Annotated in this window: 22 protein-coding genes; 11 read left to right on the plus strand and 11 right to left on the minus strand. The window is 56.6% G+C overall.

Annotated elements, in window-relative coordinates:
• Nucleotides 1-40 precede the first annotated feature (40 nt).
• Entirely contained in the window at nucleotides 41-766 is a 726-nt protein-coding gene (locus tag JYB84_RS00505; RefSeq protein WP_207321535.1) for a 3-deoxy-D-manno-octulosonic acid kinase, read from the minus strand.
• Between the two features lie 83 nt (nucleotides 767-849).
• On the opposite strand from JYB84_RS00505, the gene JYB84_RS00510 reads away from it, so the two are divergent.
• The 9 genes from JYB84_RS00510 to JYB84_RS00550 all read left to right on the plus strand — a co-directional run bounded on the left by JYB84_RS00510 (nucleotide 850) and on the right by JYB84_RS00550 (nucleotide 10,572).
• Complete coding sequence (locus JYB84_RS00510) at nucleotides 850-1,896, plus strand: glycosyltransferase family 9 protein (RefSeq protein WP_207321536.1); 1,047 nt, start codon at nucleotides 850-852, stop codon at nucleotides 1,894-1,896.
• A 1-nt stretch (nucleotide 1,897) separates the two neighbouring features.
• Nucleotides 1,898-2,971: a hypothetical protein gene (locus JYB84_RS00515; protein WP_207321537.1), complete on the plus strand. Its 1,074-nt coding sequence runs from the start codon at nucleotides 1,898-1,900 to the stop codon at nucleotides 2,969-2,971.
• A 13-nt stretch (nucleotides 2,972-2,984) separates the two neighbouring features.
• Nucleotides 2,985-4,049, plus strand: coding sequence for a glycosyltransferase family protein (locus JYB84_RS00520; protein WP_228290851.1), 1,065 nt, complete (start codon nucleotides 2,985-2,987; stop codon nucleotides 4,047-4,049).
• Complete coding sequence (locus JYB84_RS00525; RefSeq protein ID WP_207321538.1) at nucleotides 4,046-5,140, plus strand: glycosyltransferase; 1,095 nt, start codon at nucleotides 4,046-4,048, stop codon at nucleotides 5,138-5,140. Before JYB84_RS00520 ends, JYB84_RS00525 begins: the two co-directional genes overlap by 4 nt.
• 133 nt (nucleotides 5,141-5,273) lie before the next feature.
• Entirely contained in the window at nucleotides 5,274-5,759 is a 486-nt protein-coding gene (gene coaD, locus JYB84_RS00530) for a pantetheine-phosphate adenylyltransferase (protein ID WP_207321539.1), read from the plus strand.
• 18 nt (nucleotides 5,760-5,777) lie between these two features.
• The gene (locus JYB84_RS00535; RefSeq protein WP_207321540.1) at nucleotides 5,778-7,262 is read left to right on the plus strand and encodes a capsule assembly Wzi family protein; all 1,485 of its coding nucleotides are present in this window, start codon (nucleotides 5,778-5,780) and stop codon (nucleotides 7,260-7,262) included.
• A 170-nt stretch (nucleotides 7,263-7,432) separates the two neighbouring features.
• Nucleotides 7,433-8,158, plus strand: a complete 726-nt coding sequence (locus JYB84_RS00540; RefSeq protein ID WP_207321541.1) for a glycosyltransferase family 2 protein — start codon at nucleotides 7,433-7,435, stop codon at nucleotides 8,156-8,158.
• Between the two features lie 34 nt (nucleotides 8,159-8,192).
• A complete protein-coding gene (locus JYB84_RS00545; protein WP_207321542.1) occupies nucleotides 8,193-8,831 on the plus strand; it encodes a TVP38/TMEM64 family protein in 639 nt (212 codons plus the stop codon).
• Between the two features lie 10 nt (nucleotides 8,832-8,841).
• Nucleotides 8,842-10,572: an ArnT family glycosyltransferase gene (locus tag JYB84_RS00550; protein WP_207321543.1), complete on the plus strand. Its 1,731-nt coding sequence runs from the start codon at nucleotides 8,842-8,844 to the stop codon at nucleotides 10,570-10,572.
• Nucleotides 10,573-10,638: 66 nt separating this feature from the next.
• On the opposite strand, the gene mutM is transcribed toward JYB84_RS00550, so the two are convergent.
• The 5 genes from mutM to JYB84_RS00575 all read right to left on the minus strand — a co-directional run bounded on the left by mutM (nucleotide 10,639) and on the right by JYB84_RS00575 (nucleotide 14,022).
• Complete coding sequence (mutM, locus tag JYB84_RS00555; protein WP_207321544.1) at nucleotides 10,639-11,454, minus strand: bifunctional DNA-formamidopyrimidine glycosylase/DNA-(apurinic or apyrimidinic site) lyase; 816 nt, start codon at nucleotides 11,452-11,454, stop codon at nucleotides 10,639-10,641.
• 16 nt (nucleotides 11,455-11,470) lie between these two features.
• Nucleotides 11,471-11,914, minus strand: a complete 444-nt coding sequence (locus JYB84_RS00560; protein WP_207321545.1) for a hypothetical protein — start codon at nucleotides 11,912-11,914, stop codon at nucleotides 11,471-11,473.
• Nucleotides 11,915-11,988: 74 nt separating this feature from the next.
• Nucleotides 11,989-12,576, minus strand: coding sequence for a molybdenum cofactor guanylyltransferase MobA (gene mobA / locus JYB84_RS00565; protein ID WP_207321546.1), 588 nt, complete (start codon nucleotides 12,574-12,576; stop codon nucleotides 11,989-11,991).
• 257 nt (nucleotides 12,577-12,833) lie between these two features.
• Nucleotides 12,834-13,295, minus strand: coding sequence for a GNAT family N-acetyltransferase (locus tag JYB84_RS00570; RefSeq protein ID WP_207321547.1), 462 nt, complete (start codon nucleotides 13,293-13,295; stop codon nucleotides 12,834-12,836).
• A gap of 67 nt (nucleotides 13,296-13,362) precedes the next feature.
• Entirely contained in the window at nucleotides 13,363-14,022 is a 660-nt protein-coding gene (locus JYB84_RS00575) for a 7-cyano-7-deazaguanine/7-aminomethyl-7-deazaguanine transporter (protein WP_207321548.1), read from the minus strand.
• A 188-nt stretch (nucleotides 14,023-14,210) separates the two neighbouring features.
• Here JYB84_RS00575 and JYB84_RS00580 point away from each other — a divergent pair, with 188 nt between their 5' ends.
• Entirely contained in the window at nucleotides 14,211-14,951 is a 741-nt protein-coding gene (locus JYB84_RS00580; protein ID WP_207321549.1) for an ABC transporter substrate-binding protein, read from the plus strand.
• A gap of 5 nt (nucleotides 14,952-14,956) precedes the next feature.
• Here JYB84_RS00580 and JYB84_RS00585 read toward each other — a convergent pair whose 3' ends face one another.
• On the minus strand, nucleotides 14,957-16,306 hold the full coding sequence (locus tag JYB84_RS00585; RefSeq protein WP_207321550.1) for an isochorismate synthase: 1,350 nt from the start codon (nucleotides 16,304-16,306) through the stop codon (nucleotides 14,957-14,959).
• 273 nt (nucleotides 16,307-16,579) lie between these two features.
• Between JYB84_RS00585 and JYB84_RS00590 the strand changes: the two genes are divergently transcribed.
• Nucleotides 16,580-17,758 carry an HD-GYP domain-containing protein gene (locus JYB84_RS00590; RefSeq protein WP_207321551.1) on the plus strand — a complete coding sequence of 393 codons (1,179 nt, stop codon included), beginning with the start codon at nucleotides 16,580-16,582 and terminating at the stop codon, nucleotides 17,756-17,758.
• On the opposite strand, the gene moeB is transcribed toward JYB84_RS00590, so the two are convergent.
• From moeB to JYB84_RS00610, 4 genes are all read right to left on the minus strand, one after another.
• The gene (gene moeB / locus JYB84_RS00595) at nucleotides 17,759-18,505 is read right to left on the minus strand and encodes a molybdopterin-synthase adenylyltransferase MoeB (RefSeq protein WP_207321552.1); all 747 of its coding nucleotides are present in this window, start codon (nucleotides 18,503-18,505) and stop codon (nucleotides 17,759-17,761) included. It abuts the gene before it with no gap.
• A 20-nt stretch (nucleotides 18,506-18,525) separates the two neighbouring features.
• Entirely contained in the window at nucleotides 18,526-19,776 is a 1,251-nt protein-coding gene (moeA, locus tag JYB84_RS00600; RefSeq protein ID WP_207321553.1) for a molybdopterin molybdotransferase MoeA, read from the minus strand.
• A gap of 96 nt (nucleotides 19,777-19,872) precedes the next feature.
• Nucleotides 19,873-20,949: an efflux RND transporter periplasmic adaptor subunit gene (locus JYB84_RS00605; protein WP_207321554.1), complete on the minus strand. Its 1,077-nt coding sequence runs from the start codon at nucleotides 20,947-20,949 to the stop codon at nucleotides 19,873-19,875.
• Nucleotides 20,946-24,038: an efflux RND transporter permease subunit gene (locus tag JYB84_RS00610; protein ID WP_207321555.1), complete on the minus strand. Its 3,093-nt coding sequence runs from the start codon at nucleotides 24,036-24,038 to the stop codon at nucleotides 20,946-20,948. Before JYB84_RS00610 ends, JYB84_RS00605 begins: the two co-directional genes overlap by 4 nt.
• Nucleotides 24,039-24,185: the final 147 nt, after the last annotated feature.

Genomic DNA, 24,185 nt, shown 5'->3' on the forward strand with positions numbered 1-24,185 from the left:
TAAGTTAGCCAAGAGCGAGGTGAGCGCCAGGGTGACCGGCTCAGCCTTGGCCCATGCCCGCCTGATAGCCTGCCAACAGCTGTTGCCAATTCTCAGGGCTGAAATGTAGCCCAGCTTGTTTGCCTTTCTCCTTATTGAAGGAGCGCAGCAACCTGTCTATGTTGCTCTGCTGCCATTGGCTCGCCGGCGTCCTGAGTTCACCCCGGTCAAAATCAATCAAATAGAACTCGCCGTTTCCAATCAGGATATTCTTGGCGTTGAGATCGGCATGATAAACGCCGCGGCGGTGGAAGCGGGCTAAGGTGCTGCCCAGTTGCTGCCATTGCTCCGTCGTCATGGCCTGCTTTTCCAGAAAGGCCACCAGATCGACACAGCCTTCGATGCGTTCTATCAGGATATCGGCGCTGTACCACAGGGCCTTTTTAACAACCCGTGCCGCAATTGGCTTGGGCACCGGCAGACCTTCACCGTGCAGCTGTTCCAACAGTTTCAGCTCGGCCAGGGCGCGGGTCCTTTCCAATCCAGTATAGAGGTAGGCATCCTTACTGAGTTTTTCCATCAGACCACCACGCCAATAATGGCGCAGCACCCAATCTGTCGTGTTTGCCGGTGGGCGGATAAACCAGGTGGTGTAACGACCGAAGGAACTGCCGCTGATCCGGCCCTGTTCGCGCCAAAACTCCGCATTGAACCACTCTGTGGTCAACGAATCGGGCGCCGCGGTGGCCAGGGCCAGTGTTGTAGCGGAACTTTTCCTGAGTCTCATGGGGTAAATCTAATCCGAAGCGTGGAACCTGGCGCCATTCTACATTAAGATCGCCGCTTTGTACCCAAGCACCCCGGAAGCCCATGAGCCTCAATCCAGAACAGATCCAAACCCTGTGCCTGCTGCGTCTGTCAGCCATAGGTGATGTCTGCCACGCCGTGGCCATGGTTCAGGCCATACAGAGACGTCATCCCGCCATCGCCATTACCTGGGTGATAGGCAAGGTGGAGTATCAGTTGCTCAAACACCTGCCCGGCATCGAATTTGTGATCTTTGACAAGGCCAAAGGTTGGAAGTCCTACGGGGAATTGCGGCAGGCCTTGAAGGGGCGCAGATTTGATGTGCTGCTGCACATGCAGGTGGCGCTGCGGGCCACAATCGCTTCCATGATGATTTCTGCCAAGGTGCGTATCGGTTTTGACCGGGCCCGCGCCAAGGAAGGTCAGTGGTTGGTAACCAATAACAGCATAGCGCCCCAGCACGAACCTCACGTGTTGGATGGCTTTATGGGATTCGCTGCCAAGCTCGGGGTCACCGATTTGACTCCGAGTTGGAACATACCTGTTCCCCAGGCCGATGAAGAATTTGCTGCAGGGGTTATTGCACCGGTCGAGCGGGTGCTGGCGATCTGCGCCGCCGCAAGCAAGGTCGAACGCAATTGGCTGCCGGAGCGTTATGCCGCCGTGGCAGACTATGCCGTGTCCAAGGGATTCAGGGTGCTGCTTTGCGGTGGTCCCAGCGCCATGGAAAAACAACTCGCTGCCAATATTCAACGGTTTTGCCAATCCGAGTTGACCGATCTGGTGGGAAAAACGTCCTTGGTTCAGCTTTTGGCAATTTTACGCCGAGCCAGCCTGGTGCTGGCACCGGATACCGGCCCGGCACACATGGCCGTGACCCAAGGCACACCCGTAATAGGTTTGTATGCCCACTCCAACCCCGGCCGTACCGGCCCCTACACCTGCCGCAACTATGTGGTCAGTGTGTATGACCAAGCCATGGCGGAGCAGTATCCCAACAGGCTAATGCCCTGGGGCACGCGCGCCAAGGGAGAGCATTTGATGGCAATGATAGACGTGGCTTCGGTTTGCCGAATGCTTGATAAGATCTTGAGCGCCAGGGAGCTGTGAGATGAGACATCCCAAGCTGCTGTTTATTCCTGTTTCTTCGGCCGAAGGCATAGGGGAATACATGCGTTCCATGATTATCGCCGAGGGGGTCAAGCGCCGTTGGCCGGAAGCGGATATCCATTTTATCCTCAGCCGCGAAGCTCCCTATGCCAATACTTGCCCCTTTAAAACTCATCAGGTTGCCCGGTCACCCACCAAGGAAGTGGCTGCGGTCAATAGGTTGATGGCTGAACTCAAACCGAACATAGTGATTTTTGATGCCTCCGGGCGCCGCAGCCAGTTGGCCTGTGCCAAGCGGAATGATGCGGCCGTGGTTTTTATCAGTCAGCATAAGCGCAAAAGAGCCAGGGGCATGAAGTGGAGCCGTGCCAGGCACACGGACAGGCATTGGGTTGCCCAACCATCCTTTGCCATAGAGCCCCTGAGTCGTTGGGAAAGGATCAAGTTGAAGCTGTTGGGACTTGTGTCTCCCCGGCATCTGGGTATGGTGTTTATGCCACCGGATGAAGTGCGGCGTGAGACTTTGCAAGCTAAGTGGCAGTTGCAACATGGCCAGTATTTGCTGGTAAACGCCGGCTCCGGTGGGCACAAGTTAGGAGTGGGGCTTGCGGCCGACATTTTTGCCGATGCTGCCGCTGCTCTATCGCGGGAACTGGGCATTAGAACCGTTATGATCTACGGTGAGAATTATCCAAAGCAACCTGTCGAAAACGACGACGTTGTCGCTATTAAGTCACTAAATAACGAGGATTTTATCAGCCTGTTGTCGGGGGCGAAAGCCGCCATTCTCAGTGGTGGTGGTACGGTGCTTCAGGCCATTGCTCTGGGTGTGCCTGTCTTGGGTGTGCCTGTTGCCAAAGATCAACCTGCCCGGTTACAGGCCTGTGAGGCGGAGGGACTCATCAAGGTTGCTGCTTCGGAAACCTTGGTTGAATCGGCCAGGGCGTTCATACAGCCACAGGTGTTGCAGCAATTAAGCCAAGCATTAGCCAGTCAGTCACAGGGAAATGGATTGCAACAGGCCCTGGCCGATATCGCCGAGTTACTGGTCGAGCGCGCCAACCAAGAAAACTAAGCAGGGATAGGATTTGAATAAGGATTTGAAGTTAATGTTTATCCCCGTGTCCTCTCCTGAGGGCATGGGAGAATACATGCGTTCCCTTATCCTGGCGCAGGCCTTGGCAGATCGCTTTCCTCGGGCGCGTATTGAGTTTTTGTTGAATCGTCACGCGCCCTATACCGCAGAGTGTCCCTTTCCGGTGACCTTGCTTGACAGCAGTCCCACGCGTGCCACCGCCGCAGTCAATGATGCCATTAAAAATATGGTGCCGGACCTGGTGGTGTTTGATGCTTCAGGCAGAAAAAAGCAGCTTGAGTGTGCCCAAGAGGTTGGTGCAGCTGTGGTGTTTATCAGCCAGCATAAGCGTAAGCGGCGACGGGGATTAAGAATTGGACGTGCCAAAGTGACCGATTTGCATTTGGTGGCGCAACCCGAATTTATCATAGGCCAGCTGGGATGGCTTGAGCGTTTGAAATGCGCTTGGTTCAAATTGCCAAGGCCCAAGAATATCGGAGCGGTATTTTTTCCACCGACACCGGATAGGCAAGAGCGCCTATTGGCAGAACTGGGATTGGAACGGGGTAACTTCCTTTTGTTCAGTGCCGGTTCAGGTGGCCATAAGTGGAATCAGGGACTGGCAACGGACAGATTTTTGGATGCAGCCAAAGAGGCAAACCAAAAAACGGCTATGCCTTGCTTACTGGTGTTGGGACCAAATTATCCGGGTGAGACCCCGGATGTTGAGGGGGTGCATTGCCTGCGTTCCATGACTCCGATGGATTTTGTCAATGTCCTGGATGCGGCGACCGCTGCAGTACTCAGTGGTGGTGACACACTTTTGCAGGCGATTGCCCTTGGCAAGCCGACCCTGGCAGTGCCTGTGTCCAAGGACCAACCGGCACGCATCCACCGTTGTGTCGAACAAGGCCTGGTCCTCAGCGCCACCTTGCCCACCTTGGTGGCTGCGGCGCACAATTTTGTAACGGAAGAACGACAGCGGGTATTGAGGCACAAGTTGATGCAGCAGACACAGGAGAACGGTCTGCATCTGGCAATGAAACACATGATAACTCTGATCGAGGACAGACTATGAGCGGCAAGAGAATCGCCATTGCCATTAATTCGTTGGCTGGTGGTGGTGCAGAAAAAGTTGTAATGACCCTGGCGTCTTCGCTGATAGCTATGGGTCACGAGCCGCATTTGCTGGTGCTGCAAAATATTTGTCAGCACGAAGTTGCTCCCGAGCTCAAGGTTCATTATTGCTTCGGTGCCGAAGAGCGCAATATCGACGGCTTCTGGCGTTTATCAAACTCGGTCAAACGTGTTAAACAATGGATTGCCGGATTGGAGGCCGAATACGGTAAATTCGATCTTTTCCTGTCCAATTTACACCAGACTAACCTGATGATGACCCGTGTGGGTGTCGCTCCATTATATTGTGTGGTGCACAATGCCATGGAAGAGGAGTTGAAACGTCAGCGCAAACTTGGCCCCCTTGCCTGGTTTGAAATGTGGCGCGCTCAGCAGGCTCTTGATGGTCAGCATCTGGTAGCCGTTTCTGAAGGCTTGGCAAATGAGCTCAGGCATTCAAAACGCATCAAGCCTGCATCCGTGACAACTATCTATAACCCATTTGAGCTTGACACTATCCGGACCTTGGCTGAGCAAAGACCAGCAGATATGCCGGAAGGCGATTACATTATTCACGTAGGACGTTTTGCCAGGCAGAAGCGCCACGATGTGTTGTTTGCTGCGTTGAAGGTGATGCAGCATCAAGTGCCTTTGGTGCTGTTATGCAGTAATCGCAAAAAAGCATTGAAGGCGGTAAAGAAGCTGGGACTGGAACAGAGGGTCATTATTCCCGGCTTTCAGCAAAACCCATTCCCCTGGATAAAAAACGCGAAACTGCTGGTATTGAGTTCAGACTATGAAGGTTTTGGGAACGTGTTGCTTGAGGCGTTGGCGCTGAACACTCCTGTGGTCAGTACCGATTGTCCCCATGGTCCGGATGAAATCCTCGGTGACGCATTGGCTCACTGCTTGGTTCCAAGAAGAGATCCCCAGGCGCTGGCCGCGGCCATGGATCGGGTGCTCACTCAGGGCGTATCTTTGGAACAACTGCCGATACTGGACGCCGTTGGTGCCGAACACGTGGCGCAGCAGTATTTGGCATTGGCCAAATAGTCCACAAATTACAGAAATAAAACAGTGTGTTGTAATTTTGTTGCCGGGTCGTGTGCCCGGCATTTTCATTCACAACTATCCCAAGAGGGAGTAATATTGGCAATTCTTTCGCCTTTAAAGGATGGAGTTTCAGGTGCATACCAGAGCCATATACCCGGGAACATTTGACCCGGTGACCAACGGTCACACAGATTTGATTGAGCGTGCGGCCAATCTGTTCCGGCATGTGATCATAGGTGTCGCCGCCAGCCCGTCCAAGCAGCCACGTTTTTCTTTGGAGAAGCGGGTTGAGCTGCTTAAATTGGTCACTGCACATCTGGATAACGTCGAAGTGGTGGGCTTCAAGGGATTGCTGGTGGATTTTGCCAAGGAGCAGCAGGCCAGCGTACTGGTGCGTGGCCTGCGTGCCGTGTCCGATTTTGAGTACGAATTCCAGCTGGCCAACATGAACCGACGCCTCAGTCCGGAACTGGAAAGTGTGTTCCTGACCCCGGCCGAAGAAAACTCCTTCATTTCATCAACCCTGGTCAAAGAGGTGGCGCTCCATGGCGGAGACGTCAGCCAATTTGTCCATCCCGCAGTGGCAGAGGCATTGTTGGCTTTGCCATCTAAAAAATAAGCGATTTAAAAGGATTTTATGAAAGCTTTGACTCTTTCCGGCCTGAGCTTGGCCATGTTGGCTGCCTCTGTTACCGCTGCGCCCTGGGTCGATACCGCGGATCTTTACTTAAGGACCGACATCCAGACCTTGGCCGATGCGGGCATTATTACAGTACCGGTGAACACCTATCCCTTGATGTGGTCGGGCATAGGTGTCGATCTTGGCAAGGCGGAACCTTCCTTGATGACAGAGGCCCAGGCCCAGGCCTATGCCAGGGTTAACTTTTATTATCAGCAGGCCATTGCCAACAGAGGCGCCAGTCGGCTGCATTTGAGTGCAGCGGATGACGCGGCCAGATTCCAGCATTTTGGCAGCGATTATCGCGAACAGGGTGAGCTTGGCCTGTCCCATGAATACCTGGGCAGTCGTTTTGCGTTTAAATTGGCGGCAACCGCAACCCTGGAGCCACAGGATGAAGAGACCTTGCGCGCCGATGGCAGCTACCTGGCAATGATTGCCGGCAACTGGGTGTTGACCGCCGGAGCGCTGGAACAGTGGTGGGGTCCGGGCTTTGATACCGCATTGCACAGGTCCAATAACGCCAGGCCCATGCCGGCCTTAACCCTCAGCCGCAATAATGCTGCGGCCTTTGAAACCCCCTGGCTATCCTGGATTGGTCCCTGGACTCTCACTACAGGTGTGGCCTGGATGAACGATGACAGGGCGGTGGAAGATGCCTTGTTATGGCAGTTCCGTGGCACTTTGCGCCCCTTCAAACAATTGGAGATTGGCACCTCCTGGACCACCCAATTGTGCGGCGAAGGCCAGCCTTGTGGTATGAACACCTTCTTCAAGGCCATATCCGGTGGTACAGAGTGCGTGGATGGCAGTGATAATTGCGATCCCAGCCAGAATACCAAGATAGGCAACCAGATGGCCGGTTTTGATCTGCGCTATGCAGATACCTGGTTCAATGTCCCCGTGGGCCTTTACCTGGAGCGCACCTGTGAGGATTCCAGCGGTAAAATGCCATGGCAGTTGGCGGACTGTGCCAACTTGGTGGGTGTGGATAGCCGTTTCGGCGGTGCCGGTGAGCAGTTCAAGGTGTTCCTTGAGTATTCCAATACCCAGGTGGCCTGTGGTGAAAACCAGAACAGCTTCAACTGCTTTTATGAACATGGCACCTACCTGAGTGGTTCCCGTTATCAGAAACGTTCATTGGGATCGACCTACGATTCCGATGCCAAGGTGCTGGTATTGGGTTTCATAGGTCAGTACGGTGACAGCAAGGGGGTTAACGCCCTGCTGCGCTATGCCAAACTCAATGAGGACGGTAGCAACCGCGGTGGCGATTGGAGCCCCAAACCAGCCAAGGAAGATCTGTTGATGCTGGAGTTGTCATACCGCCAGCCGGTCTTCAAGGGCATGCTGACCCTCGGGGGCAGCGCCGGTCGTTCTGAATTCGTCAGCGATTCTGAAACCAATGCCGGTGTGTTTGGTGCCTACGAATACCGTTTTTAAGAGCCGGATTTTAGTGTGAGCGGCTGTCATCCGGTGGCCGCCGTTTTAGGTTAGAATGTTTGCACATCAGGGCCGGATTGGGGATGATATTCCCTTAAATTTTCCGGCTCTGTGCCTTTTGCCCTGCTTTTGGATAATATTTATTCCATTCAAGCGTTTGGAGAGTACTTTTGATTTCAGTAGTCATACCCGCAAAAGATGAGGTGGGTAACATTGGTCCCCTCATCGAAGAAATCTGTCTGGCGCTGAAGGGACTCAGTGATTTTGAAGTGCTGGTGGTCGATGACGGCAGCAGCGATGACACCGCCGGTGAAGTATTGCGCACCGCCAAGGCCCAGGATTGTGATGCGCGGGTGATCCGCCACCGTCACAGCACCGGCCAAAGTACGGCCATTTGCACTGGCGTGCTGCAAGCCAAGGGTGACTATATAGTGACCCTGGATGCCGATGGTCAGAACGATCCTGCCGATATCCCGGCCATGTACGCCCTGATCCCCGGCATCAAGCAGCCCCATTTCTGCATCGCAGGCTACCGTAAGAACCGTAAAGACACGGCCTGGAAACGTTTCCAGTCGCGCTTTGCCAATAAGGTCAGGGACGCCCTGCTCAACGATGGTGTACCCGACACGGGGTGCGGTCTCAAGCTGTTCCCCCGGGCGACCTTCCTGCGCTTGCCCTACTTCAATCATATGCACAGGTACATTCCGGCGCTGGTCAGGCGCATGGGTGGTGAGATCCGCATTGCCGTGGTCAACCACAGAGACAGGCAGGCCGGGGTTTCCAAGTACACCGCCTGGAACCGCGTTTGGGTCGGGATAGTGGATATGTTCGGGGTGATGTGGCTGAATCGCCGCGCCAAGATCGCCGAGATAGAACGCATTGACCACAGTCGCTAACAAAAAATTGAGGCGGGCACTCAAGACGGCACTTATGGTGCTGTTGCTGACCCTGCTGATGCTCGCCGCCCAGGCCGGTTGGTTTGAACACCTGACCGACAGTAACTGGGTGGCCAATTTTGTCAAAGCCCAGGGCGCCTATGCCCTGGCGCTGCTGTTTGCTATTGGTGCCCTGTTTACCGCCATCGGCGGCCCGAGACAAATGATCGCTTTTGTCTTTGGCTTTGCCCTCGGTGGCTGGCAGGGGGCGCTGTTTTCCAACTTTGCGGCCCTGGCCGGTTGCATACTTTGTTTTTACAGTGCCAGATTGACGGTGCGCCGCAGCTTGCAGCGCCGCTTTGGCAACAGGTTGCAGCGCTTCGAGCGTCTGATCGCCGAACGTACCTGGCTCAAGGTGTTGATGATCCGCCTGTTGCCCGTGGGCAGCAATGTGCTCACCAACCTGTTTGCTGGAGCCACCCATGTGCCGGCGCGGGGATTTTTGCTCGGTAGCTTTATCGGCTATCTGCCGCAAATGCTGATCTTTGCCTATGCCGGTGCCGGTATTGGTCTGTCGGATCATTATCAGCTGGCCATCAGCATAGGGCTGTTTATCCTCTCCAGCGCCATTGGCGCTTACCTGTACCGCAATCGCCTGAGTCGTCAGGTGGATGAATTGGTTTCCGAAGAATAAGGGTGTTCCCATGGCTTTTCTGCTGAAGTACTTCAACAGTGATGACTATCGCCGGGTATTCTGGGCCTTGTTTGTGCTGACCTTGGTTGTCATGGCGCTGGGCGTGGGTTTTCGCTCACCCTGGCCGGCCGACGAGCCCAGGTTTGTCGAAGTGGCCCGTGAAATGGTGGCCAATGGTCAGTGGCTGTTTCCAGCCCGCGGCGGCGAGTTTTACCCGGACAAGCCACCGGTATTCATGTGGGCGATAGCTCTGTGCTATTTCCTGCTTGGCAATCTCAAACTGGCGTTCCTGATCCCCAATGCCCTCTGTGGTCTGGTGACAGTGCTCTTGGTGTTTGATCTCGGCGCCAGGTTGTGGAACGTGCGCACCGGTCGCAACGCAGCCCTGTTGCTGATGCTGGTGCCCCAGTTTCTGATGCAGACCAAGAATGCCCAGATAGATGCCATGGTGGCGTGTTGGATAACCGTGGGCTGTTACGGCCTTATCCGCCACTTTATGACCGGCCCGAGCTGGCGCTGGTATTTTATCGGCTGGGCCTTTATGGGCCTGGGCGTGATTACCAAAGGGGTGGGTTTTTTGCCGCTGTTGATCTTGCTGCCGTTGGGATTTTACGCCTGGAAACAGAAGCTCTACCGTGACAGCTGGGGCTGGCGCGCCCTCGCCGGGCCACTGGTGATGTTGGCCGTGATTGCCTGCTGGCTGGTGCCCATGGTGCTGACCGTCAAGGCCGCCGGCACCCCCGAGCATCTGGCCTACATGAACAATATTCTGTTCAAGCAGACCGGCGAGCGCTACGTCAACGCCTGGCACCATATCAAGCCCTGGTATTTCTTTGTATTCAGCGTGATCCCTTGGCTTTGGTTTCCGCTGCCCTTGTTGGTCATTGCCTACTGGAAGCGCTTTGTGGCCGCCATCAAGGCCGATCCGCGCATTATTATCTTGCTGTGCTGGGTGGCGTTGGTGGTGCTGTTTTTCAGCATCAGTCCGGGCAAGCGCAATGTGTATATTCTGCCGGCGTTGCCAATGGCTGCACTGGCCATGGCGGCGGCCCTTGCCGGTGTCGACAGATGTAATTGGTTTGAAAAGCTGGTGTCTGGGCTGCTGTGGTTCCTGGGAGTTGTGGTGTTGGCGGCCGGGGTGCTGTCCTTTATACACCATCCCAAGTTGGTCAAGGCCATGGCCGACTATACCGAGGACTTAACCGGCATAGGCCTGATGTTTATCAGTCTGGGCCTGGCGTGGCTGGGGTTATTGCTTTGGTCCAGACGTCAGGCAGCGCTGCTCAAGGCCGGTATGGTGTCGATTCTCGGCTGGGCCCTGGTCAGCACCTGGGGTTACAGCCTGCTTGATGATATGCGCACACCCAGACCCCTGATGCAGCACACCGCCGAGGTCATAGGGCCTGAGGCCGAGCTGGGGCTTATCGATTTTAAGGAACAGTTCATCCTGTTCTCGCCGGTCAGCATCACCCATTTCAGTTATCTGGCGCCCAACGAGCAGCAGGAACGCAATGCTGCCCTGTGGCTGAATGAGGGACTGGCCGAGGGGAAACAGCGATTTGTGTTGGCACCCGCCAGTATCCAGCTCAGTTGCTTTGATCTCGGCAAGGGCCGCGATATGGGCATGGCACACAGGGAAACCTGGTTGTTGCTCGGTGTCGACGCAATGCAGGGCGAATGCCCGGCGCCCGCCAGATTGCAAAGGTTTTTCACCGCGACTCCAGGTAGCTGGATGCATTGATACCCATGAACAATAAAAAAGGCTGCCAACGGGCAGCCTTTTTTTATGTGTCGTTATTGCCCCGGATCATCTGGGTTGGCAAATACCACAAAATACCGTGGTGCGTTGTCCCAGGCGAATTTCAGATAGCAGGTTGCCGCAGGCGGTGCAGGTTTCGCCACCACGGCCATAGACATGCAGCTTTTGGGCGAAGTAACCGGGTTTGCCATCGGCGTTGGTGAAGTCCTTGAGTGTGGTACCACCCTGCTTAATGGCCTGGGCCAGTATTTGTTTCACCTCTGCTACCAGCAATGTCAGGCGCTCCAAATCCACCTTGCCGGCTTCGGCCTCCGGGTGTATTCCGGCGGCAAACAGGGCTTCGTTGGCGTAAATATTGCCGACTCCGACCACTATGGCGTTGTCCATCAGGCACAGCTTAATGGCCTTCTTTTTACCTTTGAGGGCGGCCGCCAACTGGGGGACATTGAAGGCCTCGGTCAGGGGTTCGGGTCCCAGCTTGCTGAGCAGGGGATGGGCCTGCTCGGGCAGCTCGCACCAGAGCCAGGCGCCAAAACGGCGCGGATCGTTGAACCTGAGAATACGGCCATTTTCCAGTTCCAGATCAATATGATCGTGTTTTTCCACCGGGGTATTGCGCGGCAATATCCTCAGGCTACCGGACATGCCCAGATGCACTATGGTGGTACCGGCATCCGTATCTATCAATAAATACTTGGCGCGGCGGCGCACACCCTGGATGATTTGGCCGACAATATTTTGTGCCTGCGCCGGTACGGGCCAACGCAGGGAATCATTGCGGACTATCAGGGCACGCACCTTTTGGTCCAGCAGGTGGGGGGCTATGCCCTGGCGGGTAACTTCGACTTCCGGTAATTCAGGCATGGGGCTTCCAGGATCATTAATGGGTCAAAAGTACAGGTTCAAGGGACTCGCGCCTGCTGGGGGGGATGAGGTACCAGTTGCCGGCGGGGGACTTGAGCAGACCATCGGCAAACAGCAGCCAAACCTGACCTTCGCTTTGGTTGGCGATGCGCAGTAACAACTCTCGGGGCTGTTTGGTTTCTGCGGGAGCCTCGCTCAGGGGAGACACTTCCAATTGCAGCCAGGCATCGGCCCAGTCGCTGCAACTTATTACCTGGGGATCGCAATGCCAGCCATCATCGCTGCGGCTGAGCCAAACGCCATCAAGCTGCAACTCGGTCAATGGCACCTTGGCATCAAATAACGGACTGGTGCCACTGGGAACCTGGGAGGTACGGCGATCCAGCACTGTCAGTACAGAAACCATCAATAAACTGGCGATGATAATGGTGTTGTTCCACTGCCTGCGGGTCAGAGCCATGGCTAAGATCTTATTGGTTGTGGTGATTTAGCCCAGTGTATCACGGCAGCGCGACACTGCCAGCCGGGGCCAGTTCAGTGATTAGTCTGTTCCCACTGAGTTAATTCATCCTTGGTATTGAGGTTGGTAAAGGCACCGGGCTTATCGGCAAAGGACACCTTTGCCAGCTTGCGGGATTGGCACCAGTGCTCAACCCGGCGTTCCCCCGTAGACAGGTAATCTGCGATAGCCTGTTTCAGCTCGGTGCGCAGCAGCATCACCACAGGGTGACTGCGCTGTGCATCGCAGGCGATGGCCAGTTCGGCATTTTCCTGTTCAAGCCCCGCCAGGAGTCTGGGCAGCAGGTCTTCAGGCAGCTGAGGGCAATCGCAGGGCACCACAAGCAATAACTCGGCACTGGTATGGTGCAGGGCGCTGAGAATGCCGGCGAGGGGACCGGCGAAATCCAGATTGCCATCGGATATGACCTGATGGCCGAATTCGGCATAGCGATCGCCATTGCGATTGGCATTTATCAGGATCCGCGTCACCTGATGTTTGAGCCGGTTGAGTGTGTGAACTATCAAGGGTTGCCCCGCCAGGAGCACCAATCCCTTGTCATCACCATCCATGCGCCTGGCTTTTCCACCGGCCAGCACGACAGCATCAATTTGCCTTGGCATTGGGAGTCTCATACAGGATTGTCAATGCAGCACACCTTATCCTCAATGAGTGCCCGGTGCCAGACTTGTCGGAGGATGGGGGGATAAAAAGCGCAAAAAAAAGCCGGGTAATGCCACCCGGCCACAAAGTGTGTGAGCAATGTCGTGCTATGCAAACTCAGGAACACCTTGCACCTGAATCGGTGTGAGGGTGAGTTTTGGAACGCACATTAACGATAATCATTCTCAATTGTATTTGCAAGCACTATTTGCCGTTTTTACAACGACAGGGATTTTTGCAGGCTGAGTTTGGTGTCACCCGGTTGCATACCATTCTGGAGTGCGGTGATTTGGTAACGGTTGCGGATCAGTAAACCCAACATGGGGGCCAGACGATTGAGGGTCTTGACCGAAACCCGTTGGTAGCCTTTGTCTTTGGCCCAGGCTTCCTGGGATTCCAGCAGTCGCTGTGCCAGACCCAAACGGCGATAATCGGGCAAGATGCCGCCGAGCCAGCTGTAAAAGTGCTGCTCATCCAGGGCATAGCCCAACTTGAAGCCCGCCAGTTCGCCTTCGATAAAGGCCCATTGCAGCAAACAGGGCTTGTCCGCCAGTCGAGTCAGCAATTCATCGGCGGTGGCCGGTTTGTCGAACTCGGGGATCTGTTGCATCAATTCGGCAACCTGGGTCGCCAGTTGGGGTGTCAATTGCTCTAAGGCTTGAATGTGGATCTGGTACATCTCTGCTCTCTCTGCCGGCTCGACCTGGAATAAAGAAGCGCATTATAACAGGTCGGGCCAGTTGAGGTCACTGACTTGCGTCGCAATCCTGAGCCGGCAAAATCTTGTCCTGCAGTAATTGCAACAACAGACCATAGGCCGGTAGGAACAGGCCCAGGCTGACCAGCAGCTTTACGCCATAATCCACGGCGGCAATTTCCGGCCAATGGGCAGCCATAAAAGCATCGCTGGATGCGTAGAAGGCGACAGCGAAAAATACCAAGGTATCCATCAGGTTGCCTAGCAGGGTCGAGGCTGCGGGTGCCAGCCACCATTGGGGACGTTGACGCAGCTTGGCAAAGACCTTGATGTCCATCAGTTGCCCCAGCAGATAGGCGGCAAAGGAGGCGAATGCGATGCGAAACACAAAGTCATTGAAGTTCAGCAAGGATGCGCTGCCCTGATATATACCTTCATGGAACAGCACGCTGATCAGGTAGGAAATCAGCAGGGCGGGCACCATGGCGCGCAATATGATGGCGCGGGCGGCGTCTTGCCCGAAGATTCGTACTGTGAGATCCGTGGCCAGATACACAAAGGGAAAGCTGAAGGCGCCCCAGGTGGTGTGTAAGCCAAACAATTGGAACGGCAGTTGTACCAGATAGTTGCTGGCACTGATCACCAGCATATGGAAGCTGACAAGCAGCACCAAGGCCCGCCGGTATTGGGCTTGAGAAAGAATCAACATATTGTGGCCTTTTTAGTGGTTGTCGGCGGGGTGAGGGAACCCGCTAAGTGAATGGAAATGCCTTACCCTCCAGGGGCAAGGGCACGGGATTATACCCATGCTGGGTTCCTTGGCAAGGAATGCAGTGGAATTTGCAGGTTAATTGCTGGCCTGTTTTCTACACTGTATTAATCGGAAGGAGATCCCTTATGAATGCAATATTCAAATGCGGTCTGGCGTTGGCCGCCTTGCTGTCTTTCTGGCTCAGGGCCGAGCCGGTAGAGATCAGGGTGGTCAGTGGCAAGTGGATTGGATTCAGTAATGAGGATGGTACCGGTTATTACTTTGAGCTGCTCAGGCGCGCTTTTCCGGAACCTGAGTGGCAGCTGTCCTATTCGATAGTGCCGTTCGCCCGCAGCCTGTATTTATTCGATCATCAAAAGGCCGACATAGTGCTGGGGGTGTACAAGGGCGATATAGACAACGGCCAGTATTGTCGTTTGCCGGTGGAGCTGGACACAGTGGATATTGCCATGACCCCCAATCTGGCGGCCAGTTGGTCCGGCCCCCGGAGTCTGGAGCATAAAAAGGTCCAAGCCTATCTCGCCTATGGTTATGATCGCCTGGTCTCTGTACCCATGTATTACGAGGAAAGCAGCAACTTGTTGGACATGCTGAACCGGGTCAATAACGGCTATATAGACGCTGTGCTCGATTATCGCCCCAGTATGGAGGCCCTGGTTTCCAAGCTGGAACGGCCACAACGCTTTGTTATCCTGGACAGTGTGATCAGTGCTGAAGTCTACTTTGGCTTTGCCGACACGGATTTCGGTAACAGTCTCAGGATCCGATTCGACGAAGTGCACCATAAGTTAATCGATTCCGGCGAGCAGCAAGCGCTGTTACGCCAGGTCGAAGGGCAGAGAAACAGCGAAAAGCCCCGGCAATAGGGGCTTTATTCGGGCTGCAGCACGGACATAATGGTGGCCAGTTTGTTTTCCAGTTCCTGCCATTCTGCGGCGGGATCCGAGCCCGCCACTATACCGGCACCGGCAAACAGGGTGATCCTTGCCGGCTCCACCAGGGCGCTGCGAATGGCGACCGAGAATTCACTCTCCAACTTGTTGAAATAACCGCAAGCGCCGGCGTACCAACCGCGATTATAACCTTCCTGCTGGCGGATAAATTGCAGTGCCCTTTCCCTTGGCAGGCCGCCGACCGCCGGTGTCGGGTGCAGGGCCTGCAGCAGTTGGAAATCGTTGATCCCGGCCTTGAGCTCGGCCCGTATGGCCCGGTGCAGATGCTGAATATGGGGCAGCTTGAAAATGGTTGGCGACTCTTCTGCGCCCACGTAATTACACAGCGGACCCAGGTTTTCCACTATGTGTTGCCTGACCAGCTGGTTTTCGCGGCTGTTCTTGCAATCATCCAGCAATTGCCGCGCCAGCAGGGCATCCTGCTCGGGATCCTGTCCCCTCAAGGTGGTGCCGGCCAGGGCTTCGGTAAAGAGTTCCGACTGGTGTCTGCGGTACAGCCGCTCCGGAGAGCAGGAAATAAAAGCCCGCTCCGGACTGAACTGGAATCCAAACTGAAAACTGTTGGGGCAACTGCGTTGCCAGCGGGCCAGCAGCGACCAGGGATTGAGGTTTTCACTCAGCTGTAAGCGGGTTTGGCGGGACAGCACTACCTTGGGCGTCTCCTGGTTAAACGCCGGATGGGTGACCTGTTGCACCAACTCCTGCCAGCGGCTGTAGCCCGGAATATCGCTGCGGCCAAGTAAGTTAATCTTGGGCTCGGCCTGCGGATGTGTGGGGCGGAGCGCCGCCAGGGTAGCTATGGCAGACTGGCGTTCGCTGTCCAGTCGACTGAGATCCAGATTCAGCAGCAATCGCAGCGAGTTGCCACTGCGCCGCAGTTCAACCCTGGGCAGGACGAAGCGTGCCCGGCCAAATTCAGGCCAGGGTTCCACCTGACGATCAAAAGCCAGGCCGCCGTAGTAACGCAAATCGGGATTGGAGCTCAGGGCCCTTTGGCGCTGATAGCTTTCTGCCAGCTGATGATCCGACACCTGGGTGTCAAAGAAGCGTTCGGCGCAGATGCCTATGGCGGCGGCCTCTTCCTTTTTCTCCCTGCCCTGCCAATAGATGCGCGGATATTGCTCTTGGCTGGCAAGCCAGGGCAACAGAGGCTCCGGGGTCAGCTCAAGGGACAATTGCAGCAGAGGCTCGTGGGTGTCAGGCCGCTTCAGCTCAAGCAGCAGCTGCTTGAGTGTCTCCAGGGCTTGGGCCAGTGGCTGGGCAGACAAAATGGGCTTTCACTCCATGCTGAGTTGAATCAAACGTTTGAGTTTCCAAGGTAAAGACCGGGGTCAGGCCTGTCAATCTGCCATTGTCAAAGCTGTGAGCCAACGCAAACAGCTAAATCAGCAATGACTTAAGTTCTACGGTAATCGCTTATGCGAGGGCTACAAAAGGGTACTTGGCGGCGCAGTTAAACTGTGAATAGAATGGGGCTGCCGGACACAGACAAGTTTCAATGGAATGGAGTCAGAACAATAATGCAATAAGTGAGTGCGGTTATGGCAGATGCTGCGAATCCAAACGAGGCTTTGATAAAAGTGCCGGTCGATAAATTGGCCATAGGTATGTATGTGTCGGCGGTTGAGAATAATGGCAAGCTTGCCATCGCCAGTGCCGGGAAAATCCGTCAACGCCAAACCATAGACAAGTTACTTCACAGTGGTATCCGGCATGTCTGGGTGGACATGGAGCGCTCTGACGAGAGTTGCGGTTTGAAGCCCAAGGCAGAAGAGCCAAAAGTGGCCAGGACCAAAGTCAGTCGCAATCTGCAGCAAACCCAGGCCAAGAAAATCCTCTCCGAAGCCAAGGATCTGGTGCGCAAGGTGATGTCCGAAACCTTTGGCGGCAAGGCCATTGAGGTGACCCCCTTCGAAACTCTGGCGGACTCCATGTTGGAGTCAATCATGCTTGATGCCGATGCCTTCAAGTGTGTATCGGCCTTGAGAGACAAAGACGCCTACCTGCTGGAACATTCCATCAATGTAGCCTTCCTGTTGGTGACCTTCGGTCGACACCTTAAATTGGATCGGAATGTGCTGAAACAACTCGCCATTGGTGGCCTGTTGCATGATATCGGCAAGATCAAGGTCGATAATCGGGTGCTGCATAAACCGGGCAAGTTGACCCCTGAAGAATTTGAGCATATGAAGCTGCATCAGGTGTATGCCCAGGAGATCATTCAGCAATCCCAGGGTTTGTCACAGGTATCCAAGGATGTATGCCTGATGCATCACGAAAAACTTGATGGCCGCGGTTATCCACGGGGGCTGAAAGGCGATGAATTACCGCTCCATGGACGCATGAGCTGCATAGTGGATATCTTTGATGCCCTGACAGCCACCCGCTGCTACAAGGAGGCCATGAGCCCGGCCGCCGCCTTCAAGATTCTGCTCAGCCTGACCCCTTTTCATCTGGACACAGATCTGGTGTACGACTTTATTCGCTGTATCGGGGTGTATCCGGTGGGATCCCTGGTGGAATTGTCCGACGGTCGTGTAGGGATAGTCTGGGAGGCCAAGGACAGGGATGCATTGCATCCCGTGGTCAAGTGTTTCTATTCCATCAGAAATAAGCGTTATACAGAGGTTACCCTGGTGGACCTGCTGAAATCCGAGCTGCACATAGAGCGGGGTGTTTCCCCCGCCAGTCTGGATGTGGATCCGGCGCCCTTCTACTGATCAACCACAGACGGGGCAGGACGCCTGCTTCGCCAGGCGCATCTCGCGAAATTCCATGGTCATGGCATCTATCAGCAGCACCCGGCCCACAAGGGGACGGCCCATGCCACACAGCAGCTTGATGGCCTCGGTGGCCTGCAGACAGCCAATCATGCCCACCACGGGCGCCAGGATGCCGGACTCAACGCAACTGAGTTGCTGCTCGCCGAACAGGCCACTGAAACACTGGTAGCAGGGGGTGTCAGCGCCGTAGTCGAACACAGTCACCAGGCCTTCCATGCGGATGGCGGCCGCCGACACCAGGGGTACCCTGTGGCGGAAGCAACAGAGATTGAGCTGTTTGCGCACCTCAAGATTATCGGTGCAGTCGAGCACCAGATCCTGTTTTGCCACCAACGCATCCATGGCCGCTTCGTCCAGCAGGCCATGGTGAGTCTCTACCCTTATTCCGGGATTGAGCCCGAGCATACTGTCCCGGGCCGATTCCACCTTGGGCCGGCCAATATCGCCGTCACTGTGCAATACCTGGCGCTGCAAATTGGACAACTCCACTGTGTCGAAGTCCACCAGGGTCAGTTGACCAATGCCTGCCGTTGCCAGGTATTGTCCGGCGGCGCAGCCAAGGCCCCCCAGGCCCAGGATCAATACCTTGGCCTGTTTGAGCTTTTCCTGGCCATCGATGTCCATGGCCTTGATGGAAATTTGCCGGCTATAGCGGATAAGTTCGGCGTCGCTGAGTATGTCCATGTGATTTTCCTGAAGCGGGACTATGCCAGTGCACCGTGGAAGGGTTCAACCATAACTGTCTCGCCCACCTGCAGGTCACCCTGGTATTGGTCCAGCAGAATAAAGCAATTGGCCAGACTCATGGAGGTCAACATGCCGGAGCCCTGGCTGCCGGTGAGCGCCACTTCCAGGGCGCCCTCGGCATTGCGGCTCAGTATGCCCCGCTGGTATTCCACCCGTCCCGGCTGCTTGCGCACCGCAGTGCTGAGGGCCGCCGCCAACATCAAGGGTTGGCTCTGGGCCTGCCCCTGCAACTTCAACAGCATGGGCCATACCAGCTTGTGAAAGGTGACCATGGAGGACACGGGATTACCCGGCAGGCCGCAAAACAGCGCCTTGCCAATGCGGCCGAAGGCAAAGGGTTTGCCCGGTTTGATGGCCAACTTCCAGAAATGGATTTGCCCTTCCTGTTCCAATATTTGCTTGGTGTAGTCGGCTTCCCCGACCGAAACGCCGCCCGAGGTCAGCACCATGTCGGCCTTGGCCGCCGCAGTGCGGAATGCCTGGCGCAGCGCCTCAGGATCGTCGGGGATAACACCCAGGTCGAGCCATTCCACACCGGCCTTTTGCAGCAGGCCGAGAATGGAATAGCGGTTGGAATCATAAATCTGTCCCGGTGCCAATTCGCTGCCCACGGGCCTGAGTTCGTCACCGGTGGAAAAGAAGGCCACCACGGGCCGGCGCACCACCCTGAGTTGGCTGATGCCTATGGTGGCTATGACGCCGAGTTCGGCGGCGCGGATGCGGGTGCCTGCCGTCAATACCCGGGTGCCGGCCTTAAGTTCCTCACCACGGCGGCGCACGTTGGCGCCCTTGCCCTTGGGGGCCTGGATCAGGATGGCATCACCCTGCACCTGGGTCTGTTCCTGCATCTGTACCGTGTCGCAGGCGGCGGGCACGGGCGCACCGGTCATGATACGCACACAGTGACCGGGAGGCAGTTCCCCCTTGAACGGATGCCCGGCGAAGGCCTGACCGGCGAGCTTGAAACTGCCGGACTCCTGGCCATTGAGCTCATCGAAGCGGAAGGCGTAGCCATCCATTGCCGAGTTATCAAAGGGGGGCAGGTCGAGACCACTGGCGAGATCTTCCGCCAGTACCCGGTCGAGGGCCTCGGCCAGGCGTACCATTTCGCTGTCATCAAGGGCGCTGACCTGGGACAGCAACAGGGGAATGGCTTCGTCTGGGTGAATCAAACCGGGTTTGGCGCAGGGGTCTAGAGTCATGGGCATATCCGCAGGCTGGCAAAACAAGGGCTCATTATGCCATGCCAGCCTGCCATGGCCAGTGACAGGCTTGTATAAGTTTGAACTGAATCAGCTTTTACTTCAGCTGGTGCCCTTGGCCAGCTGCTGTTGCTCGGGGGCGAAACGCACCAACTGGCCATCCTGCAGGGTTTCGGCACCCCGGATCACCACACGATCACCAGCCTGCAATTGGCCCTGCACCGCAATCCAGTCACCGGCACCATCCCCCAGGGTCACGGCAAGGCGCTCGGCCTTGTTGTCGCCATTGATCCTGAATATAAAGGCGCCGCTGGAGCGCAGCACTATGGCATCCCTGGGTACCAGGGTGGTCAACTGTGCAGGGGCTATGGGCAGCGCCAGGGACACCAGTTCGCCAACACTGATGCTGCCGTCGAGGGCGCCCGGTAGATCCAGCCTGGCCTCAAAGGTTTGCGAGCGCACGTCGGAAACGGGGATCAGCGAGCGGATACTGGCCTGGAACTCGCCGTCGGCATGGTAGATGTTCAGGCTGTCGCCAACCTTGACCCTGCGGCTGTGCTTGAGTGGCGCATGCAGGCGGATTTCCAGATGCTCGGGGTCGGTCAGGCTGACCACTGCTTCGGCCGGACCAATATCTTCACCGGCCTGGTGCAGACGGTTGGTGATGATTCCGGCGAAGGGGGCCTTGAGTTCGGTGCGGTTGATGTTGTCCTGGATAATGTCCAGTTTAATCCGCGCCAGCTCCAGATTGCTTTTGGCCAGCTCCAGGGCCGTGCTGGCATCGTCCAGTTCATTGCGGGACACGCTCTGGCTGCGAGACAGCTTCTGCAGGCGTTCGAAGTTGCGCTGTAGCTGGGTCAGGTTGATCTGCTCGCGGCGGATCAACGCCTGCTGCTCCGTGTGTTCCAGTTCCAGGCGAGTTTTGTCGAGCCGCGCCACTGTATCACCGGCCTGGACCCGGGTTCCGGCTTCCTGGACCCAGTCGAGGCGGCCGCTAACGCCCGTGGTCAGCTCGGCGTTATTACGGCTGTGGACCGAGCCTATCACCATGATCTTGGGTGACAGGGGCCGATTCTCCACCTGGGCTATGCTCACCAGGCGGGCCTCGGTGTCGGCGGCCAACGTGGGCAGCGCCAGGGCCGCGATTGGCAATATCAGGGTGGCTACCAGCTTGTTCATGGTGTTACCTCGGCAATGCGGGTTGAATTGGAAGATGAGACTGTGTGAGACGCCGGGCTGGTCAGGCGCAGCAGGCTTGGCATCAGCAACAGGGTAAACAGGGCGCTGGCGGTCATGCCGCCCACGATCACGGCGGCCAGGCCGCGGTAGATCTCGCTGCCAACACCGGGCACCAGCATCAGTGGCAACATGCCGAAGATACTGGTGAGTGTGCTCATGTACACGGGTTGCGCCCGGGTCGCCACGGCCTGATAGATGGCCTCGTCCAGCGCCAGGCCATCACGGCTGCCCTGGCGGGTCTGGTCCACCATCAGTATGGCGTTGTTGACCACCAGGCCCAGCAGGATAATGAAACCTATCATGGTCAGCAGGTCGAGGCTCTGGAAGCTGAACAGATTCAGCAGTCGCAGGCTGATAACACCGCCGCAAATGGCCATGGGCATGGATAGCAGCACCAGCAGGCTGTCCTTGGCAGACTTGAACAGGGCCGCCATCAGCAGGAACAGGATCAACACGGCCAGCAGGAAGTTGGTACCCATGTCACGTATGGTCTTGTCCAGGCGGTCGGCGCTGTCGCGAAAGCCCAATGAGCTATCGGCGGGCAAGGTGGCGCGGATCTTCTCCATGGCCTGGGTCTGTACCACTTCCATGGCCTCATCCAGGGACATGTCCGCCGGCGGGAAGATCAGCAGGGACACTGTGCGCTTGCCATTGACCCGCTGCAGCTGGGTCGGCCCCACGGTGCGGTGCAATTGGGTCAGCTCGCCTATGGTCTGGATCCCGGCGGTGCGGGTATAGACAGGCGTTGCTGCCAACTGCTCGGGCACTGTCCACTTGGGGCCCTTGAGCAGTACATCCATGCGCTCGTTGCCGTCGAAGTACTCACCGACGAACAGGCCCGAGGTATAGGCCCGCACCGCATTGGCTATCTGGATGCGGTCGGCACCGGCCTGGGCCAGACGGCGCTCGTCCGGAATGAGTTGCAACTCGGGCTGGGCCATGGTCAGGCCGGGCAGGGGCCGCACCACGGCACCGGGCAGTGCCTGGTTGATGATCTCCATGCCCTGGCCTGCGGCTTCCATCAGGGCCTCCATATCGGGACCGTGGAAATCGACGTTGATGGCCCGGCCGCCGTTGAAACCGAATTGCAGCAGGGATCCGCGGCTGGGGTAGGCCTGGGTGTCGGGCAGGTCGATCAGTATCTTGTCCTTGAGCACCTGGATCATCTCATCGGCCCGGGTGGGATCCTCGGGGTAGATGAACAGCACGTTAAAGGCGCCGTAAACGGAGAAGTTATAGCCCTTGATATAGGGTTGCTGCTGCTTGTCATAGTAAGGCTTGAGCCGGCCTATGATGGTTTCGCCCAGCTCCTTTTCCATGGTTTCCAGGCTGGCACCCGGAGGCAGGGAGAAGAAGGTGAATATGCCGTCCGAGCGGGCCTGGGGCAGGAAGTCGGCCCTGGGCATCAGGGCCAGGGTCAGGGCAGATGCGCCGAAAATCAGGGTAACACACCAGAATAGTGCCTGTTTGCGACTGCCGGTCAGGGCCCTTACCTTGGCGGTGAGCCAGAGCCAGAAGCGTTCGCCGCTATCCTTTTCCGGCAGTTTAAGCCACAGCATGTTAAACACGGGGATCAGGGTGACGGCGCTGAAGAAGGAAGAGATCACTGCCACAGACAGGGTCAGGGCCAGATCGGAAAACAGCTGGCCTTCGACGCCGGGCATGAAGAGCACCGGCAGGAAGATGGCAACCGTGGTGGCGGTGGACGCCAACAGCGCCCCCTTGACCTCGGCAGTGCCCTTGAGCACGGCGCTCAGCAGCGGCTCTCCGCTGCGGTGCAGCCGCACTATGTTTTCCTGCACTATGATGGCGGCATCCAGCACCAGGCCCACGGCAAAGGCCAGCCCCGCCAGGGAGATCACATTGAGGGTGCGGCCCATGGCCTCCAGGGCCATAAAGGCAATCAGCAGGGCCACAGGAATGGTGGAGGCTATCATCAGGGTGGCCCGCCAACTGCGCAGGAAGGCGAACAGGATCAGCAGCGCCAGCGCCGCGCCGACCCCCAGGTTGCCCTGCACCAGCAAAATGGCGCGTTTGATGTGGACCGAGGCATCGAAGGACAGCTCCATCACCAGCCCCTGACTGTTCAGCACCTCGCGGTTCAGTTCCTCGATGGCGACATTGATACCGTCGAGCACGGCCACGGTATTGGCATCAAAGGTGCCTTCCACCGTGATGTAGTAGGCCGGGAAACCGTTGCGCTTGGTAAAGCCCTGCTGCTCGGCGGCGGCAATTTTTACTTCCGCCAGTTCGCTCAGGTGCACGGGGCGGCCTTCATTGTAGGTGACTATCAGGTTACCCAGGTTTTCCGGCTTGTACTGACCGACAAAACGCACTGTGTACTGGCGCCGGCCCACATCGGCTGTGCCACCGGAAATATCGGCGGCGCGGGACACTGTGGCCCGCAGCTCATCCAGGGTGATGCCCAGGGCGGCGGCACGGAAGGGATCGAACTCTATGTGCAGTTCCTTGGCTTGGCGGCTTTGCAGCTGCACACCGCCCACCCCGGCGATTTGCCGCAGGCGAGGTTCCACCACGTCGTCGATCATTTTCTGGTAGTGGCTGAAATCGGTGATCGGGTTGTCTGCCGTGGTGCGAATGAGGATCGACGCCATGTTGGGCACGCCGTTATTGCCGCCGCCAACATTGATAAAGGGTTCGTTGGCGTCCAGCGGTCTGGGGGGCGTCTGGTTGAGGGCGTTGATCACATTGATCATCGCCTCCTGCATATTGGTGCCCACCTCAAAGGTCAGGGTGATACCGCCGAATCCCTGGGAAATGTTGGAGTTCATCTCCTCCACCCCCGGCACCTGGCGCAGCACATTTTCCTGGGGCTCAATGATATTGGATTCCATCTCCTGGGGCGCGGCGGCACGCCAACCGTTAAACACGGAGATCTGCGGCTGATGTATGTCCGGCAATAGCTGTATGGGCAGCTTGGCCACCGCCAGTACCCCAAAAATAAGGATGAGCAGCAGCGCCACCAGGGTGGCGGCCGGATTGCGGGTACTTTGGGTGGTGAGATCCATGCCAGTCCTTGCCAATGAAATCGAAATGTATGGCGCAAATGATAGGGAGCAAATGTTATTGCTTCCCACACAATTGGTTAGCAAATGTTGCACGAATGACCTGCCTGACTGTGATTGATAATGGTTAGCACTTGCAAATCATGTAGT

Origin of the sequence: Shewanella cyperi (genome assembly GCF_017354985.1) — a bacterium.
Lineage (GTDB): Bacteria > Pseudomonadota > Gammaproteobacteria > Enterobacterales > Shewanellaceae > Shewanella > Shewanella cyperi.